The 16886-nt window shown below is 64.7% G+C and carries 17 protein-coding genes; 6 read left to right on the top strand and 11 right to left on the bottom strand.

The features are described 5' to 3' along the window. Positions 1-52: 52 nt before the first annotated feature. Positions 53-778 (bottom strand): class I SAM-dependent methyltransferase, encoded by a 726-nt coding sequence (locus tag QM996_RS10150; RefSeq protein WP_500267367.1) that lies wholly within the window; start codon positions 776-778, stop codon positions 53-55. A 361-nt stretch (positions 779-1139) separates the two neighbouring features. Here QM996_RS10150 and QM996_RS10145 point away from each other — a divergent pair, with 361 nt between their 5' ends. From QM996_RS10145 to QM996_RS10135, 3 genes are all read left to right on the top strand, one after another. Then, on the top strand, positions 1140-1580 hold the full coding sequence (locus QM996_RS10145; RefSeq protein ID WP_500267366.1) for a hypothetical protein: 441 nt from the start codon (positions 1140-1142) through the stop codon (positions 1578-1580). A 3-nt stretch (positions 1581-1583) separates the two neighbouring features. Continuing rightward, positions 1584-2816: an HlyD family secretion protein gene (locus QM996_RS10140; RefSeq protein ID WP_500267365.1), complete on the top strand. Its 1233-nt coding sequence runs from the start codon at positions 1584-1586 to the stop codon at positions 2814-2816. A 139-nt stretch (positions 2817-2955) separates the two neighbouring features. After that, positions 2956-5040: an adenylate/guanylate cyclase domain-containing protein gene (locus QM996_RS10135; protein ID WP_500270284.1), complete on the top strand. Its 2085-nt coding sequence runs from the start codon at positions 2956-2958 to the stop codon at positions 5038-5040. Positions 5041-5434: 394 nt separating this feature from the next. Here the strand turns inward: QM996_RS10135 and QM996_RS10130 are convergent, their stop codons facing one another. Together QM996_RS10130 and QM996_RS10125 are read right to left on the bottom strand one after the other, a co-directional pair. Then, on the bottom strand, positions 5435-5923 hold the full coding sequence (locus tag QM996_RS10130; RefSeq protein WP_500267364.1) for a GNAT family N-acetyltransferase: 489 nt from the start codon (positions 5921-5923) through the stop codon (positions 5435-5437). Between the two features lie 248 nt (positions 5924-6171). Next, positions 6172-6603 carry a rhodanese-like domain-containing protein gene (locus QM996_RS10125; protein WP_500267363.1) on the bottom strand — a complete coding sequence of 144 codons (432 nt, stop codon included), beginning with the start codon at positions 6601-6603 and terminating at the stop codon, positions 6172-6174. A gap of 87 nt (positions 6604-6690) precedes the next feature. Between QM996_RS10125 and ftrA the strand changes: the two genes are divergently transcribed. Further along, positions 6691-7728 (top strand): transcriptional regulator FtrA, encoded by a 1038-nt coding sequence (gene ftrA / locus QM996_RS10120; RefSeq protein ID WP_500270283.1) that lies wholly within the window; start codon positions 6691-6693, stop codon positions 7726-7728. A gap of 34 nt (positions 7729-7762) precedes the next feature. Here the strand turns inward: ftrA and QM996_RS10115 are convergent, their stop codons facing one another. Continuing rightward, positions 7763-8746 carry a nucleoside recognition domain-containing protein gene (locus QM996_RS10115; RefSeq protein WP_500267362.1) on the bottom strand — a complete coding sequence of 328 codons (984 nt, stop codon included), beginning with the start codon at positions 8744-8746 and terminating at the stop codon, positions 7763-7765. A 115-nt stretch (positions 8747-8861) separates the two neighbouring features. Between QM996_RS10115 and QM996_RS10110 the strand changes: the two genes are divergently transcribed. After that, positions 8862-9314: an Lrp/AsnC family transcriptional regulator gene (locus QM996_RS10110; RefSeq protein WP_500267361.1), complete on the top strand. Its 453-nt coding sequence runs from the start codon at positions 8862-8864 to the stop codon at positions 9312-9314. Between the two features lie 98 nt (positions 9315-9412). Here QM996_RS10110 and QM996_RS10105 read toward each other — a convergent pair whose 3' ends face one another. Further along, entirely contained in the window at positions 9413-10162 is a 750-nt protein-coding gene (locus tag QM996_RS10105) for a Rossmann-fold NAD(P)-binding domain-containing protein (protein ID WP_500267360.1), read from the bottom strand. A gap of 86 nt (positions 10163-10248) precedes the next feature. Further along, positions 10249-11142 carry a LysR family transcriptional regulator gene (locus tag QM996_RS10100; RefSeq protein ID WP_500267359.1) on the bottom strand — a complete coding sequence of 298 codons (894 nt, stop codon included), beginning with the start codon at positions 11140-11142 and terminating at the stop codon, positions 10249-10251. A gap of 104 nt (positions 11143-11246) precedes the next feature. On the opposite strand from QM996_RS10100, the gene QM996_RS10095 reads away from it, so the two are divergent. After that, entirely contained in the window at positions 11247-11468 is a 222-nt protein-coding gene (locus QM996_RS10095; RefSeq protein WP_500267358.1) for a DUF1127 domain-containing protein, read from the top strand. Between the two features lie 39 nt (positions 11469-11507). Here the strand turns inward: QM996_RS10095 and QM996_RS10090 are convergent, their stop codons facing one another. The 5 genes from QM996_RS10090 to QM996_RS10070 form a co-directional block, all read right to left on the bottom strand. After that, on the bottom strand, positions 11508-12206 hold the full coding sequence (locus QM996_RS10090; protein WP_500267357.1) for a Type 1 glutamine amidotransferase-like domain-containing protein: 699 nt from the start codon (positions 12204-12206) through the stop codon (positions 11508-11510). A 75-nt stretch (positions 12207-12281) separates the two neighbouring features. Next, on the bottom strand, positions 12282-12692 hold the full coding sequence (locus QM996_RS10085; protein ID WP_500267356.1) for a hypothetical protein: 411 nt from the start codon (positions 12690-12692) through the stop codon (positions 12282-12284). An 80-nt stretch (positions 12693-12772) separates the two neighbouring features. After that, entirely contained in the window at positions 12773-14716 is a 1944-nt protein-coding gene (locus QM996_RS10080; protein WP_500267355.1) for an ABC transporter permease, read from the bottom strand. An 11-nt stretch (positions 14717-14727) separates the two neighbouring features. Next, a complete protein-coding gene (locus QM996_RS10075; protein WP_500267354.1) occupies positions 14728-16077 on the bottom strand; it encodes an efflux RND transporter periplasmic adaptor subunit in 1350 nt (449 codons plus the stop codon). 177 nt (positions 16078-16254) lie between these two features. Beyond that, entirely contained in the window at positions 16255-16875 is a 621-nt protein-coding gene (locus QM996_RS10070) for a cysteine hydrolase family protein (RefSeq protein ID WP_500267353.1), read from the bottom strand. Positions 16876-16886 lie beyond the last annotated feature (11 nt).

Genomic DNA, 16886 nt, shown 5'->3' with positions numbered 1-16886 from the left:
CCTTCAGCGTTTGGCAGACAGTCTGAGCAGCTCATACATAAGCCGCCTTGCATTACTTCTGCACCTTCACGATCAGGATCATCGGGCGGTCGACTTCTTCGGCCAGCGCCGGGATCTCGGCGATCTGCGCCTCGGTCGGCCGCCATTCCTGAACGTGCCGAATGGCAAAGCCCGTTGATATCAGCGTGTTGAGCGTCGTGCCGATGGTGCGGTGGTGCTTGATCACGCCCTTCGCCAGCCAGTCGGTGGTGCGCGGTCCCTCCTCGGAATAGTGATCGATCGGCCAGGTCCGTTCGCCGTTTTCGAGGCGCCAGCCGGGATTGTGGGAGGCCATGTAGATCGGGTGCTCGATGGTGAAGACGAAGTGCGCGCCGGGAACGAGCGCCCGGTGGATGGTGGCGACCAGCCGGGCGAAATCCTCGACATAGTGGAAGGCGAGCGAGCTATAGGCGAAGTCGAAGCCTTGCGCGGGGAGTTTGAGCTCATCGAGATCGGCGATCTTGTATTCGATCGCCGGATCGGCCGTGTCGGCCCGGGCGCGGGCGATCATCTTCTGCGAGAGATCGACGCCGAGCACGTGAGCGGCGCCGGCCTCGCGGGCAAAGCGGGAAAACCAGCCGAAGCCGCAGCCGAGATCCACGACGCGCTTGCCCGCGAGATCCGGCAGCAGGGCGCGGATCGCCGGCCACTCGGCGGCGCCGGCAAGCCCGTGCAGCGAGCGCCCGAGCTGGCTGTAGCCTTCGAAAAACTCCGGCCTGTCGTAAATGTTTTGAGCCATCGTGATCTCCTTCAGGCAATGGACGGTGGGTGCGGCCGTCTGCGGCGCGCGATAGGGCGAGCGGGCATCGGCCGCGGTTACCGGGGGAACAGCATGCCGCCGAGGATCCTGCTCGAAACCTCCGGCATTTCAGCGTGCTACTGCATATTCTTTAATCGTAGCCGGTTAAAGGAAACATGCAGCAATTCAAAGTGCTACAGCGCTTTGCGCATCTGATAAGACGCGCAGTGCCGCAGCCCTGATTTGCTTAGGCGCGCGGCCCGCAAGGTCAAGTTGCGGCTGAAGTGCAAGTTTTGTTTGCGTTTTTTGGGGGTGTGCTAATGTGCGATTCTCCTGGTCCGGTCCGTTTCATGGAGGCGTAATGTCTGAGGCCGTCCATCCTACTGCAATTCATCATTTGCCGGCGTTCATCACGGCGCCGGGGCAAAGCGACGTCCTGTTCAACGTCGTCGTCATCTTCATGATCCTGGCGATCTTCGCGCTTGGCACCTTCTATCTCCGGCTCCATTCGCTGCCGGAAACCATGGCGCACAAGAGCCACAAGGTTCAATACGAACTGGTGGCGGTGCTGGGGCTGATCTCGCTGGTCACGCACAACAACATCTTCTGGATCGCTGCGCTGATTCTGGCGCTGATCGACCTGCCGGATTTTTCGTCGCCGCTTTCGTCTGTCGCCCGCTCCCTGGAGCGGATCGCCCGCAAGGTGGATGGAGCAACTGAACCGGTACCGGCCGAGCCCGAGCCGGCAGCGGGGCATCCGGCCGCGCCTGCAGATCAGCCGTCGGTGGAAGGGAAGGCCTGAGCCATGTTCGAATTCATGCTTTGCTCGATGCTGACGATCCTGCCGGACTATCTCTTCCGCCGCTATGTCCAGGGCAAGAGGTTCGGCAAGGAGATCACGATCTATTCGGTGTGGTTCGAACTGCGCTGGGGCATCACCGCCTGCATCATCCTGACGATCTCGCTGATCACGCTGATCTTCTACTTCCATCCGTCGACGAAGAACGTCACCGCGGCGTTCCGCACGGTCGCGGTTCTGCCGGAGACCAGTGGCCGCGTCTCGGAGATCTACGTGACCACCTTCGAGAAGGTGCAGGCCGGCCAGCCGCTGTTCAAGCTCGACAGCTCGGAAGAGGAAGCCGCCGCCGAGGTTGCGCGCCGGCAGATCGCCGAGGTCGAGGCCGAAATCACCGTCTCCCGCACCGAACTGGTCGCTGCCGATGGCGCGATCGTCCAGGCGCAGGCCGCGGTGCAACAGGCCCAGGACGAGTACGACACCCAGGTCGAACTCAACAAGCTGAACCCCAACGTCGTCGCCCGGCGCGAAATCGAGCGCCGGCAGGTCAATCTCGAAGGGCGCAAGGGCGCGCTCACCGCCGCCCTCTCCAACAAGCAGACGCTGGAGACGAAGCTGCAGTCGCTCCTGCCTTCGCAGAAGGCGAGCGCCGAAGCAGCGCTGAAGGAGGCGGAGGTCGATATTGCCAAGGCCACGGTCAGGGCCGGCGTGTCCGGCACGCTGCAGCAGTTCACGCTTAGGGTCGGCGAAGTCGTCAACCCGCTGCTGCGGCCGGCGGGCGTGCTCGTGCCCGAGACTGCCGGCCGGGCGCGGCTTATTGCCGGCTTCGGCCAGATCGAGACGCAGGTGATGAAGGTGGGCATGATCGGCGAGGCGACCTGCGTCGGCAAGCCCTTTACCATCATTCCGCTCGTCGTCACCGAAGTGCAGGACGTGATCGCCGCCGGCCAGGTGCGCGCCAGCGACCAGCTGATCGACGTCACGCAGCTCTCGCAGCCCGGCACCCTGACCGTCTTCATGGAGCCGCTCTATCCCGGCGTGCTGGATGACGTTCCGCCGGGCAGCAGCTGCATCGCCAATGCCTATACCAACAGCCATGACGAACTGGAGTCGCCCGATATCAGCACGGCCCGCTGGGCCTATCTGCACGTGGTCGACACCGTGGGCCTCGTCCATGCGATGATCCTGCGCATGCAGGCGCTGATGCTGCCGGTGCAGACGCTGGTGCTCGGCGGCCATTGAGGGGCGGTGACAACCCGATCGGGCACGACGAGCCCGGTCGGTGCCCGTCCGAATGCCACTTGCAGCCAGAAGTCACGTCGCGGGGGCAGAGTGAGTGAACTCGACTGAATTGATCTCCAGATCACGCCCTGCCTTCGGGTTGGCCGCAAAACTCTTTGCCGTTCTCGTTCTGCTTGGCTCGATCGCCATTCTGGTCACAGCGGTGCTCGGTTATTTGCGCGCCCGTGATGCGATTGAAATGGTGATTTTTGAGCACCTCACGGCAGCTCGACAGAACAAGGTTCGTCAAGTCGAAACTTACTTCCACACAATCCAGAGCGAGTTGCGGCTGCTCGCCACCTCGAAGATGGTGGTTGAGGCTACGCGGGAGTTTCGCGGGGCGGTCGACCGGCTCGATCGACAAGAATTGCCGCCAGAACTGCGTGAGAAGGTCAGCAACTGGTATGCTGACAATTTCATCCCGCAGATGGCACGGGTTCTGGGCAGGGAGCCGGCGCTGGCCGACTATCTTCCGGTCGGCGCCGCTCCCTACTATCTGCAATACCACTACCTCGTCTCCAATCCGAATCCGCCGGAGAGGCGGAAGCTCGTCGACGATGCCGGCGACGGGAGCGACTACAGCCGTCTGCACGCGATCTACCACCCGCTGTTGCGCGCGGCGGCCAACACGGTTGGTTTCTTCGATTTCATGTTGGCGGATCCGAAGTCAGGGCGGCTGATCTACACGGTTCAGAAGGAAGTGGACTTCGCCACGTCTCTTCAATTCGGCCCATACCGACGCTCCAATGTTGCCACTGCGGTTGCTCGATGTGCGGAAAGCGCTGATCGATCAACCATCTGCCTGGAAGACTTTGCCCCATACGCGCCGTCTGGCGGCGCTCCCATCGCTTTCATGGCCGCGCCGGTGATCGACCGAGGCGAGGTCATCGGCGTGCTGGTTGCACAACTGTCGAACGAAGAGATCGACAAGGTCGTTACTGGGGGGCGTCGTTGGCGACAGGAGGGATTCGGAGAGACTGGCGAGGCCTACTTAGTTGGACCGGACTATCTGGTTCGTTCTGGTCCGCGAACCTTTTACGAGGATCGTGAACACTACTTCGCCGAACTCACGGCCGTCGGCACACCGGACGAAGAAATCGCTGCAATCAAGCGCTACGGCACGCCAGTGCTGCACCAGCGCATCGAGACCGCAGCCACCAGGGCTGCCATTGCCGGGGTCGAGGGGACCGGAGAGATCGTCGGTTATCGCGGCGTTCCGACACTCGCGTCATGGGGCCCGCTTGCAATAGCCGGAGTCAACTGGGGCGTTGTCGCCAAGATCGACAGCGCTGAAGCCTTTGCGCCGATCGACCAGTTGCGCAGAGACCTGATGGTGGTTGGCGGGTTGGCGTTGCTCGCATTGACTGCAGCGGCCGCCTGGCTTGCGCGCGCAATGCTTGGACCGCTCAGGGAACTCACGGCTGGTGTGAAACGCTTCGCCGCAGGCGATTACGAAGCCAGCGTGGCTGTGCGCACAGGAGACGAGATCGGACAACTTTGTTCGGCTTTCAACGGCATGGTTGGGGATCTGCGCGAAAAGAACGTGGTGATCCAAAACAAGAACCGCGAAAACGAGGAGTTGTTGCTGAACGTGCTGCCCGCGCCGATCGCCAACCGACTGCGCGGCGGCGAGGAACGGATTGCCGATGGCTTCGCGGAAGTCACGGTCGCCTTTGCCGACCTGGTGGGCTTCACCGAGCTTTCGTCCAACATGCCGCCGCAGGATGTCGTCAAGTTGCTCAATGGGCTGTTCACGCGTTTTGACGCGGCGGCGCAGGAGCTCGGCATCGAAAAGATCAAGACCGTCGGCGACGCCTACATGGCGGTCTGCGGCCTGCCCGAGCCTTGTCCCGATCACGCCGAGCGCATGGTGCGCATGGCCATTCGCATGATCCATATCAGCCGCGAGCACGCGCTGGAGCACAACACCTCCTTGAAGCTGAGAGTCGGTATCAACAGCGGCCCCGTCGTGGCCGGCGTCATCGGCAAGAGCAAGTACATTTACGACCTGTGGGGCGACACGGTGAATCTCGCGAGCCGAATGGAGTCTGCGGGCGTTCCCGATTCCGTTCAGGTGACACGCACAGTGTATGACCAGCTCCAAGGCCAGTTTGTTTTCGAGTCGCGCGGCGCAATCGACGTCAAGGGCAAAGGCAAGGTGGAGACGTGGCTTTTGAGGCTTTAGCCACGTGACCAGTGCGAGGCAAGATCTTCCGTGTTGCGGGTCGAGATCACGTTTGTAGACCGCCCGCTGCCGGTTTCGCGTTGCTTCAATTGCCTATTCTTCAAAATGATTGAGCCCCCGCGGGGAACGGAGGCTCAAGCGCGCAATAAAAACAAATAAAGCAATTGCACGGCAATAAAAACGCAACCACACTACTCTTCCGGGGATTGTATGTCTGCGGTGTGCAATTACAGGTACAGTTTGACAAAAGCGGTGCCTGAAATCAATAAAATTTAAGAGGGATTTGAGTAGGCAATTAGGGCTAGGCAAGGCGGTGAAATGCCCTGCCCAAGCGGGTTATGGAGGCTTTGGCGGGGGTTAGGCGCCGTTCTGGGGCGCATGGCCGGGTGGATCTTCAGCTTTCGCAGCCGCCCGGAACGGCCTCGACCGGCATCGTCCAGGGCTCCCAGATCGCATCGCGGCTGCCGCCTTCGCGCCGGTAGAAGCGCTTGGCGGCGTCGTTGCTCGCCAGCACCGTCCAGTTGATGCGTGGCGCGCCGATGCTGGCGGCGTGACGCTTCAAAGCCGCGATCAATGCGGCGCCTGCGCCCGAGGAACGCGCTGTTTCATCGACGAAAAGTTCCTTCAGCACCAGCGTCGGCTTCAGGTCGTAGGTCCAGGGGATGACGTAGTGGACGGCGATGCCGACCGTGCGGCCGCAAAGCTCCGCGAGCAGCACGCCGAAGCGCGGGGTTTCGCCAAGACCGTGTTCGGCCAGATCCGCTTCGGTCACGCAGAATTTGTCGATGTAGCCCTCGAAGATTGCAAGGCCGCGCATCAGCCTCAGCACGTCGGTCACGTCGTGGCGTTGGAAGGGGCGGACGGTGAGGGGTGATGCGTGCATCTCGACATCTCGTGCAAAGGGGTGATCCGTCAGGCGCGGGTTACTGAATGCCGGCGGGGGCAAGGTCACGCGGCGCTGCAAGGTGCTGCAGCGTGCTTCACGCGTCCGGAGACGCGCGAAGCAATCATGTGAGCTACTGCATGTCTCCTTAAATCGACCTCGATTTAAGGACAAAGACATGCAGCAAATCAAAGTGCTACAGCGACCTTTGCGCGTCTTAAAAGACGCGCGGCGCTGTAGGCGCGGGCTCAGGCGGCGAGCAAGGCCTGCGCTTCACCGGGCGCGGAGCCGGTGGCGAAGGCCAGGCCCTCATCTTCCCAGCCGGTGATGCCGCCGATCATGATCTTCACGGGGCGGCCGAGCCGCGCAAGCCTGAGGGCCGCCTGGTCGGCGCCGTTGCAGTGCGGGCCGGCGCAGTAGGCGACGAAGAGCGTATCCTCGGGCCACTCGGCCATGCGTTCGGCGCTGATCTGGCGATGCGGCAGGTGGATCGCGCCCGGCACGTGTCGGCGGGCATAGGCCGCGTCCGAGCCGACCACATGCAGAAGCACGAAATCCTGTTCGCCGCTCTTCAGGGCATGGGCGACGTCCGAGCAATCGGTCTCGACGCTCAGGCGCTTGGCGAAATGGGCAATGGCGATCTCGGGGGAAGCGGCGGGGGTTTCGGTGACGATGCTCATCGGGCTCTCCTCAGGTGTTCGTGCGGGTTGACGAGGAAACATGTAGCAGCGCTTGGCGGGGACTGGCAGTTGGCAACATTGCCATATATGCTCAAGATCATGCCAAAGTCATTTTCCGCTGCCTCATCGCTTCAAAATCCGCTCGTCGTGGCGCTTGCCTATGATGGGCTCTGCACCTTCGAGTTCGGCGTCGCCGTCGAGATGTTCGGCCTGCCGCGGCCGGAAATGGGCGAGGGCTGGTATCGCTTCGCCGTCGCCTCGGTCGATCCCGGCGAACTTAGGGCAACCGGCGGCGTGCGCCTCGTTGCCGACGGCGGCATCGCGCTTCTGGCCGAGGCCGGCACGATCATCGTTCCCGGATGGCGGGGCGCCGACCAGCCGGTGCCGGAGGCGCTCTGCGCCGCGTTGCGCGAGGCGCATGATCGCGGCGCGCGCGTCCTTTCGATCTGTTCCGGCGTCTTCGTGCTGGCGGCGGCCGGGCTGCTTTCGGGCCGGAGGGCGACGACCCACTGGCGCCATACCGACAGGCTGAAGGCGCTCTATCCTGACATCGAGGTGGTGCCGGACGTGCTCTATGTCGACGGCGGCGCGGTGCTGACCTCGGCCGGCAGCGCTGCCGGCATCGATCTCTGCCTGCACCTGATCCGCCGCGATTTCGGCAGCGAGGCCGCCAACCGCGTCGCCCGCCGCCTCGTCGTACCTCCGCACCGCGACGGCGGCCAGGCGCAGTTCATCGAGCGGGCGGTGCCCGACGTGCATGAGAGCGCCCGGCTCGGGCCGTTGCTCGACCGCATGCGCGAACGGCTGGGCGAGGATTTCTCGATCGCCGTGCTCGCGAAGGCGGCCGGCATGAGCGAGCGCACCTTCCTGCGGCGCTTCGAGGCGGCGACCGGCACGACGCCGGCGCGCTGGCTGCTTTCCGAGCGGCTTTCCCGCGCCCGGCAATTGCTGGAGGAAACGGCGCTCGGCATGGAGCAGGTGGCCGAAGCCTCGGGCTTCGGCTCGACCCAGACGCTGCGCCACCATTTCCGCCAGCAGCTTTCGACGACACCCGTCGCTTACCGTGCGGCGTTTGGGCGGATGACGGTGCCGCCCACTCTGGCTGCAGAGGCCGCGGCGGAGTAACGCAAGACCGCAGCACATTTTTGCGCGGCATGCTCTACGCCTCCGACAGGACGGGTTCGCCACCGTCCTTGCGGAAGAAGGAGCGGAAGAACACCCTGTCCGGCGCGGACGTGACGACGCGCGCGACCATGGCCGTCGCCGCGATGGCAAAGAGCAGGCGACCGAAGAACACGCTGGTGAAATCCGCACCGAGGGCAACGACGACCAGCGTATCCTCGATGAGACTGTGGCCGAAACCCATGAAGACGCAGGCGAGGAAGACCTGGCGCGGCTCCACCCTGGCTTCGCGCGCCTCGCGGATCAGCAGCGCGCCGCCATAGGATATGCCAAGGAGCACGCCGACGGCGGTGAACGGCACCGTCTCGGACCTTATGCCGGCCAGGCGGAAGAGCGGCGCCATGCCCCGGTTCAGCCAGCCGAGGATGCCGACGAGCTTGAGGATCTCGATCGTCCAGCTCAAGGCGAGCAGCACGACGAGCATGGTCGCGAGCGTCTTCAGTGTGCTGAGCGCGAAAGCGACCCAGCCCGAGCCCTCGTTGACCGGGATCCATGTGGGGTTCAGCGGCGCGGCGAGCCATCCGGTCAGCGCGAAGACTTGGTGCAGCAGTGCCGCGAAGACGAGGCCGCCGCCGATCCTGAGCGCGGCCGTGACGAGGAAACTCGGGCCTGCCTTCTGGATGATGCGCTGCTCGATCGGGATGGCATGGGCCACCAGCATCAGCGCTGAAAAGACCGTCATGTCGGCGGTCGTCAGCTCCGAAACCGGCACCAGCGCGAAGACGACCACCACGGCGCCCCAGATGCCGACAAGCAGGCCGGTCAGCCAGGCGAAGGCGAGTTCGGGCGGCAGCCCGACCACGGTCATCAGCGGCTCGAAGGCGGGCGCGACGGCGCGGATCACCCCAAGTTCCTGCAGCACATGCGTGACGATGGTGACGGGGACGATGATGCGGACCAAGTCCCAATAGACTTCGAGTGTGGTGAGCGTCTTGCGGTAGAGGATGATCAGAACGGCCATGACGGTGCCTCCTTGACTGGTTGTCCAAGGACTAGCGCGGGGCCATTCGCAGTTGTGGTCAAAATATGCGAGTTTGTGCAATAAAATTGCATAGGGCCGCAACAGGGAAACTGGGATGGACAGGATCGACAGCAAGCTTCTGAAGCTCCTGCAGCAGGATGCGTCGCGCACCAATGCCGAGCTTGCGGCCGAAGTCGGCCTGTCGCCGTCAAGCTGCCTGCGCCGCATAAGGCGGCTTCATCAGGCCGGCGTCATCGACCGGATCGTCGCGGTCCTCAATCCGGCCAAGGCCGGCCGAACCATGAAGGCGATCATCACCGTCGAGCTCGAGCGCCACGGCGAACAATATGTCCGCCGCTTCCTCGACATGGCGGCCAAGGAGCCGGCGGTCATCCAGGCCTACAGCATCAGCGGCGAGACCGATGCGCTGCTGATGCTGCGGCTGAAGGACATGGACGAGCTCGATGCGCTGACTGAACGGCTCTTCCGCGAGGAGAGCAATGTCGCGCGCTATTACACGGCGTTCGTGATCCGCACGGGCAAGGAGACGACGGAGATCCCGATTTGAAGGGCTGCCGGGGAGAGGCGACTGTCCGGATAGAGGTACTGGCGCGGGTTCGCGCCAGGGCAGCCTGCCCTGGCGCCTGTTGGGGCCGCTGGCCGCCGTCACTTCACCGCAGCATTGCCGCCATCGGCAAAGAGCGCCGCACCCGAGACGAAGCTTGCCATTGGGCCGGAGAGGAAGAGGGCGGCCTGGGCGATCTCTTCCGGCTGGGCGATGCGCTTCATCGCGTGCAGGCCGGCGGCCCATTCCTTCTGCTCCTTGCTGCCGCCCGCCGGCGTATCGACGCCGCCCGGAAGGAGCGCGTTGGCGCGGATGCCGCTTGCGCCATAGTCGGCGGTGATGCCCTTGACGAGGCCCATCAGCCCGGCTTTCGCCGCGCCATAGGCGGCCATGCCGGGGATACCGACGCTGGTGCCGACGAAGGTGGAGGTGAAGACCAGCGATCCGCCGTCGCGTTGCAGCATGGCCGGGATCTGGTGGCGGGCGGCAAGGAAGGCGGAGGTGAGGTTGGCGGCGAGCGTCTCCTGCCATTCGGAGGCGGTGATTTCGGCGATCGGCCTGACGGCGCCGACGGAGCCGGCATTGTTGACGGCGATGTCGAGGCCGCCGAAACGGTTCAGCGCCGCCTCCACCAGCCGGAAATGGGTCGCTTCCTCGGTGACGTCGCCGCTGACGGCGATTGCTTCGCCGCCGTCCTCGTGGATCGCTTCGACAACGGCCGTAAGCGGCGCTTCACCGCGGGCGTTGGCGACGATCTTCGCGCCCTCGGCGGCGAAGAGCCTGGCGACCGCGCGGCCGATGCCGGAGGAGGCGCCGGTGACGATCACGATCTTGTCTTGCAGCATGGTCATGGACTTATCCCTTCTCTTGGTTGAAGTTCGCCCTGACTACTGCCGGCGGAGGGCAGCGCCCACCCGATTTCCGATCGCCGCGCTTTCTAGTCCTCGTCCAGGTCTGCCAGTGTCCTCAAGGCGGCCAATGTCTCGCGCAGCGCCCGGTCGAGTCGCTTGTCGCGGCGAAGGACGAGGGCGGAGCGGCGTGAGAAAGGCGGCGTGACCGGTCGCACCTCCAGTCGCTCGTGATCCCCGGCGCGGAGCGCGATTTCCGGCACGAGCGCTGCACCGAGGCCGGCGGCGACCATTTCCTTGATCGCGTCGACGCTGCCGAACGACATGAGCGGTTTGACGTCCGTGCCGCCCGAAATCAGCCATTCGTCGGTGATCCGGCGGGTGTTGGCGCCCGGTTCGTAGAGGATCAACGGGTGCTTCGCCAGGGTTTTGGCGGTCACGCTGTCAGGCAGGTCGGTTCCCGGAGGGGCGATGGCGACGAAGCGTTCGTCGAAGAGCGGGGCCACATCGAAGATGCGGCCGGTGACGGGAAGGGTGACGAGCCCGATATCAAGCAGATTTTCGTCCACCGCCCGGACAATGTCGGCGCTGTTGCCGGTTGTGACCGTGATGTCGAGGTCGGGGAAGCGGCGCTTGAGATCGGCCAGCAGCGGCGGCAGCAGGAAGGCGCAAGGGGTGGCGCCGGTGCCGAGCCGCACGCGGCCGAGAACGCCCTTGGCGTGGCGCGCCACCGCCTCGATGGCCTGGCTCGTCGCCGCCTCGATGCGGCCCGCATGGGCCAGCAGTTCCGCCCCGGCGGCACTCGGCCGCGCGGTGCGGCCGACACGCTCGACGAGGCGCACGCCGAGCTGCTTTTCCAAAGCGCGCACCTGCAGGCTGATCGCCGGCTGGGTGAGCCCCAGCCGCTCGGCGGCGGCCGAGAAGCTGCCGAGATCGGCAACCAGCGCGAAGGTTCTGAGATAGTCGAGATTGAGCGCACCCATATCAAAGTTTTCCTTATGCTTTGAATAGGAATGCTAACCTTCATTTGTGGAATGTCGAGGCGCAGACTGTCCTCATAATCAGGAACAAGACATGGGTATTCGACATGTTCAGGGAAATCGGCCTCTATCTCGTCGCCTCGCCACGGTCTCGGTACCGGCAGTTGCAGCAGTTGCGTGAACTCGACGCGGAGCGCCTCGCCGACATCGGCATCACTGCTGGAGAGGCGCAGCTCGGCAGGCGCAACGCCGCCTCGGCGCCGCTGCCGCTGCGAGAAAGAGCGGCCGCGCCACGCCTCGCGCGGGCCGCGCGGGCGGGAGCGATATAGAGGGGCGGGGCTCAGCGACGCGCAACAGGATGTGCGCGGTCAGATCTGCAAAATCGAGAAGCCGTCGAGCTCGAGCTCGCCCGGCGCGCGTGCGGCTCCGCCCGCAAGCCAAAGCGGATTTCCTGCGCATTCGATCCTCCTGCCGGTCACAATGATGCCGTCGCCGTCATTGCAGGCAACGATCGGTCTTGGCGTATGCGTGCTGTAGCGGAGAAGCGCGGGAAGGTAAGTGTCGTCGTCGCTGAGATGCGGGAAGAACGCGAACGGCACGAGGTCGAGCGCATCTCCATCCGACAGGTCCTCGGGTCTCTTACCGACGAACAGCGCATCCGTCGCGATCGTCGGGGCCATGAGGATGGCGCCGGCGCTGACGCCGATGAGGATGCCGCCTGACAGCGCCCAGTCGCGGAGCGACCCGAGCATGCCGCTTCGCTTCAGCCGTTCGAGAAACCCGCCGGTATGGCCGCCGGCGAGGTGAATGGCATCCGAGGCGAAGAGTGCAGCGATGTCTTCTGCCGAGTGCGGCTCATCGAGATCGAAGAACAGAGCGAGATCGAGGCCGGATCGGCCGTAATAGGACCGGGCGGCAAGGAAGAAGCCGCGGTCCGGCTCCGGGCCGGAGGCGACATAGGCGATGCGATTTCCGGTTTCGCGCGCCTTCAGCAATTCGACGAGCCTCAGGTCGATCGCCGAACAGGCGGGGAAAAGCTGATCGCTGTAGAGTACGAGGTTGAGCAATCTGTCTTCACTTTCGCGAGCAGGGCGACTTGCGCCACGGTGAATGCTTGCGCGCGCATCTGAACGAAGTTCGCGTCAGTTCGCGGGAGCAGATTGCCGCTTCACGGCGTGGGCGTGGCGCCAGACGCCGAGCCACCCGAAATAGGCAAACGCCAGAAGGACCGGATAGAGCACCACCACCGCGGCCAGTTCGCTCCTGGAAAATGCCGCCGGGCTGAGAGACAAGAGTGCCCAGGTCGTGTCAACGATTTCAAAGGCCGTCCAGAAGGTTAGCGCTTTGGCAAAAGGCGGCCAGAAGGCCGATGGAAGCATGGTCCTATCGTAGGCATAGCAGACGAGGCCGATGGTTGTCGGCACCGACATGATCATGCTGATCAGGTCCCTCAGGCCAAATTCGCCTTCGATGTGCCCCGAAATCAAGAGCGCAAGCCAGATGAAGGCCCCCGCCGTAAGCACACATGTCAGGGCCGCGAAGAACTTCCACATCTCGAATCACGCCAATGGTTGCATAATGCCATCTTGGGTAGTGGGGCGTGCTTTGTCTACAGCCGGCCAAGTCGTAGCCCTCAATCCGCACTCAGCGCCACCGCCGGCTGCAGCCGTGAGGCGTTGCGGGCGGGGAGGAAACCGAAGACGAGGCCGGTGAGGAAGGCGCAGGCGAAGGCGAGCGCTACGGGGCCGAGGGTGAAGGCGACGGGCATGCCGAACTGGCCGGCGAGCGCGCCGGTCGCGAGGCCAAGCGCGACGCCGAGCGTGCCGCCGATCGCCGAGACGACGAGAGCCTCGATGATGAACTGTAGGAGGATGTCGCGCTGGCGGGCGCCGGTCGCCATGCGCACGCCGATCTCGCGGGTGCGCTCGCTGACCGAAACCAGCATGATGTTCATGACGCCGATGCCGCCGACCAAGAGCGAGATCGCCGCGACGGAGCCGAGGAACAGCTTCAGCGTGTTCGAGGTCTCGGTGAAGGCCTCGCGCACGGAGGACATGTTGGTGATCTGCGTGTCCTGGCGCTTGTGGCGCTGGTCGAGCAGCGCCTGGATCGTCTGCTGGGTGATGTCGATCGCGGAGCCGTCCTTTACCTGCACGGTGATGGTGCGCACGTTGCGCTGGCCGAAGAGGCGGATGCTGCCGGTGGTCAAAGGCACCAGCACGACATCGTCCTGGTCGGTGCCGAAGGCGGTGGCGCCCATTTCCGCCATCACGCCGATGACCTGGAACGGGATCTTGTTGACCAGCACATATTGGCCGATCGGGTTGTCGCCATCGGGAAAGAGCGTCTTGACCACCGTCTGGCCGAGGACAGCGACCGGCGCGTAAGCGTCCATGTCGTTCTGGTTGATGAACTCGCCCTTGGCCATCTTCCAGGATTTCGCCGTCGTGAACTGCGGCACGGTGCCATTGGCGGTCGTCTGGTAGTCGACATTGCCGCGGCGGAGCGTGACGCTGCTCGTCATCTCTGGCACGGCGAAGGCGACATTCGGCACTTCGAGGATCGCATCGGCATCGGCCGGAATGAGCGTGACGTTGCTTCCCCCCGCGCTGCCGCGGAAATTCGCCATGCTGGGGCGCACCACCAGGAGGTCCGAGCCCATGGAGGAAATGCGGCTCAGGACCGAGTCCTGCGCGCCTGTGCCGATCGCCAGCATGGCGACGACCGAGCCGACGCCGATGACGATGCCGAGCAGCGTCAGGATCGTGCGGAAGAGATTGGCCTTCAGCGCCCGAAACGCCATCTTCACCGCTTCGGTGACGTCGGCGATCGCCGCCGAACCTTCGCTGACATGGCGGGCAAGGGCGGCCGCACCTTCGGCATTGCTGCGGCTCTTCTTGGCCCGGTCGGCGACGATGCGGCCGTCATGGATCTCGATCAGCCGGTCGGCCTGCTCGGCGACCTCGCGCGAGTGGGTGATGACGATGACGGTGTGGCCCTGGTTGTTCATGTCGCGCAAGAGCGCCATCACGTCCGAGCCGCTCTGGCTGTCGAGCGCGCCGGTCGGCTCGTCGGCAAGGATCACGCGGCCACCATTCATTAGCGCGCGGGCGATCGAGACACGCTGCTGCTGGCCGCCGGAGAGCTGGTTCGGCCGGTGGTCGAGGCGCTCGCCAAGCTTCAGCGCTTCGAGCAGCGCCTCGGCGCGATCGTGCCGGTCGCGGGCCGACATGCCGGCATAGACGGCCGGCACCTCGACATTCTCCTTGGCGCTGGCGGTCGGAATGAGGTTGTAGCTCTGGAAGACGAAACCGAAGGTGCGGCGGCGCAGCGCCGCCAGTTCATCGGTATCGAGGTCGGCAACGCTTTCGCCGTCGATCAGATAGTCGCCGCCAGTCGGCTGGTCGAGGCAGCCGAGAATGTTCATCATCGTCGATTTGCCGGAGCCGGACTGGCCGACGATCGCCACGAACTCGCCCGCCTCGATGTCGAGCGAGATGCCGTGCAGGACCTCGACGGCGAGATCGCCGTTGAAATAGGTCTTGCTGACATGCTTGAGCGAGATGAGCGGGGACATGGCCGGCAGCCTCAGAACATCGGCGGCATGCGCATGCCGCGCAGGCTGCGGCCGTCACGGGCGTTGCCGCTGCTGCCGGAGCCGGTGCTGACGACGATCTTCTCGCCCTCTTCGAGGCCGCTCCTGATCTCGGCGCTGACGCGGTTGCGGATGCCCACTTCGACGTCGCGGGTTTCAAGCGCGCCGGAAGCGGTGACGACGGTGACCTGAGCTTTGCCGGCCTCACCACGCGCGCCGTTCGCCTGGCCGCTTCTCTGGCCATCACGTCGGCCGCCGCCCTGGCCGGCCGCATCGCCGGTGGCCTTGGCCGGGTGGTTCAAGGCGGCGCTCGGCACGATCAGCACGTCCTTGGCGGCGGCCTGCACGAAGAACACCTGCGCGCTCATCGACATCATCAGCTCGCCGTCGGGATTGGGCACGTCGAAGAGGGCGTAATAGAGCACGACGTTATTGGCGGTGTCGGGCATCGGCTGGATCTGCCGGAGCTTGCCGACGAAGCGCTTTCCCGGCTGGCCGAGCAGCGTGAAATAGGCGTCCATGCCGACCTTCAGCCGGGTGACATCGGCTTCCGACACCTGCGCCTTCACCGTCATGGTCGAGAGATCGGCAATGGTGACGATCGTCGGCGTCGTCTGGTTGGCGTTCAGCGTCTGGCCTTCCTTGGCCGGGTTGGCGACGATGGTGCCGGCCATCGGCGCGAAGATCTTGGTGTAGCCGAGGTCGACCTTGTCGCCGGCAAGGGTCGCCTGCTGCTTGCGGATCTGCGCCTCGATGGCGTTGACGTCGGCTTCGGCCGCGGCGAGATCGGCGATCGCCTGGTCGAGCGTCGATTGCGCCACGCTCTTCGCTTCGACGAGATTGCGCTGGCGGTCGATATTGGCCTGCTTCAGAACGAGCTGCGCCTTCTTGGAGACAAGCTGCGCCTGGAGGTTGGCGAGCTCCGCCTGGTCGATCTCGATGCGGTTCTCGATCGTTGCCGGGTCGATCTCGGCGACCAGTTGATCTTGCGTGACCTTGTCGCCGATCTCGACATGCAGCGCCTTCAACTGGCCGGAGACCTGCGCGCCGGCATCGACGGATTTGACCGCATCGAGCGTGCCGACGGCGGTGACGCTGTTTTCAATGTCGCCGCGCGCCACCACGTCGGTCACCATCGCCGCCGCTGCCGGCTCCTCGCCGTAGCGCACCCAGCCGTAATAGGCAGCGCCGGCGACGGCGAGAACGACCGGCAGCCACAGCCAGGAGCGCGTGCGACGCTTGCGCTTCGCCTTCTGCACTGCACCAGGAATGAAGGTCACGTTGGGGGCCGCGTCGTCGCGGGGCGTGGTGTCGGCTCGCGCCGTCTTTGCTGTCTTGCTCATCGCTTGCGCCTAACCGGCATCGCCGATGCCAAAGTGGATAGGTCAAAAATAGAAGCGAACGGCCCCGGCGAACAGCATTGAGATCATTATATTTTCGTAATCTTCCGCAGCTGCGCTGCGACAGAGGGCGCCCACGATCGGCGGGCGCCCGGGGTTTCGATGACGGCTGACGACCGGTCAGCCGCGCGGCGCGATCAAGGCGGCGACATCGACGACGGCGCCGTGGTGATCGGCAAGGCCGGCGAGCTCGGCATCATGCAGGGCGCGCGCCGGAATGGTGCCGGTCGGCGAGGGAAGGTCGCGGGTGGTGCAGGCGTCGGCCGCAATCGTGATGCCGTAGCCGAGGTCCTTGGCGGCGCGGGCGGTCGACGAGACGCAATTGTGCGTCATGAAGCCGGCGAAGATAACCGGCGTGCCGGCCGGCCCGACGATCTCCGAGAGGTCGGTGCCGGAGAAGGCGTTGGGCCGTGGCTTCTCGACGACGGTTTCGCTTGGCAGCGGCGCCAGCGCATCGACGATCGCGCCGCGATGTTGAGCCCGGTCGAAGACGCCGCCGGCAGCACCGCGATGGGCGACGTGGATGATCCTGGCGCCGGCGGCACGAGCGGCGACCAGAAGCTGCCGCGCCTTCTCGATCGCCGCTTCCGGTTCGACGAGACGCAAGGGGCCGGCCAGATATTCGTTCTGGTAGTCGATCAGGATCAGCGTCGCATCGCCAAGCGCGGGCGGGGTGAGCGTGACGCCGGCCAGCGTGAAGAGGGTTGCGGGGGCGGCGGGCGAAAGGGTGGCAGCGGTCATCGTCAGGCTCC

It is taken from the genome of Sinorhizobium chiapasense, assembly GCF_045277575.1.
Lineage (GTDB): Bacteria > Pseudomonadota > Alphaproteobacteria > Rhizobiales > Rhizobiaceae > Ensifer > Ensifer chiapasense_A.
Note: the sequence above shows the minus strand (reverse complement) of the source record. Positions and strands in the feature narration are given on the sequence as shown.

Bases quoted from the DNA above. Each gene is read 5' to 3' on its own strand.
- QM996_RS10150 (WP_500267367.1), bottom strand. From the start codon at position 778: ATGGCTCAAAACATTTACGACAGGCCGGAGTTTTTCGAAGGCTACAGC.
- QM996_RS10145 (WP_500267366.1), top strand. From the start codon at position 1,140: ATGTCTGAGGCCGTCCATCCTACTGCAATTCATCATTTGCCGGCGTTC.
- QM996_RS10140 (WP_500267365.1), top strand. From the start codon at position 1,584: ATGTTCGAATTCATGCTTTGCTCGATGCTGACGATCCTGCCGGACTAT.
- QM996_RS10130 (WP_500267364.1), bottom strand. From the start codon at position 5,923: ATGCACGCATCACCCCTCACCGTCCGCCCCTTCCAACGCCACGACGTG.
- QM996_RS10125 (WP_500267363.1), bottom strand. From the start codon at position 6,603: ATGAGCATCGTCACCGAAACCCCCGCCGCTTCCCCCGAGATCGCCATT.
- ftrA (WP_500270283.1), top strand. From the start codon at position 6,691: ATGCTCAAGATCATGCCAAAGTCATTTTCCGCTGCCTCATCGCTTCAA.
- QM996_RS10115 (WP_500267362.1), bottom strand. From the start codon at position 8,746: ATGGCCGTTCTGATCATCCTCTACCGCAAGACGCTCACCACACTCGAA.
- QM996_RS10110 (WP_500267361.1), top strand. From the start codon at position 8,862: ATGGACAGGATCGACAGCAAGCTTCTGAAGCTCCTGCAGCAGGATGCG.
- QM996_RS10105 (WP_500267360.1), bottom strand. From the start codon at position 10,162: ATGACCATGCTGCAAGACAAGATCGTGATCGTCACCGGCGCCTCCTCC.
- QM996_RS10100 (WP_500267359.1), bottom strand. From the start codon at position 11,142: ATGGGTGCGCTCAATCTCGACTATCTCAGAACCTTCGCGCTGGTTGCC.
- QM996_RS10095 (WP_500267358.1), top strand. From the start codon at position 11,247: ATGTTCAGGGAAATCGGCCTCTATCTCGTCGCCTCGCCACGGTCTCGG.
- QM996_RS10085 (WP_500267356.1), bottom strand. From the start codon at position 12,692: ATGTGGAAGTTCTTCGCGGCCCTGACATGTGTGCTTACGGCGGGGGCC.
- QM996_RS10080 (WP_500267355.1), bottom strand. From the start codon at position 14,716: ATGTCCCCGCTCATCTCGCTCAAGCATGTCAGCAAGACCTATTTCAAC.
- QM996_RS10075 (WP_500267354.1), bottom strand. From the start codon at position 16,077: ATGAGCAAGACAGCAAAGACGGCGCGAGCCGACACCACGCCCCGCGAC.
- QM996_RS10070 (WP_500267353.1), bottom strand. From the start codon at position 16,875: ATGACCGCTGCCACCCTTTCGCCCGCCGCCCCCGCAACCCTCTTCACG.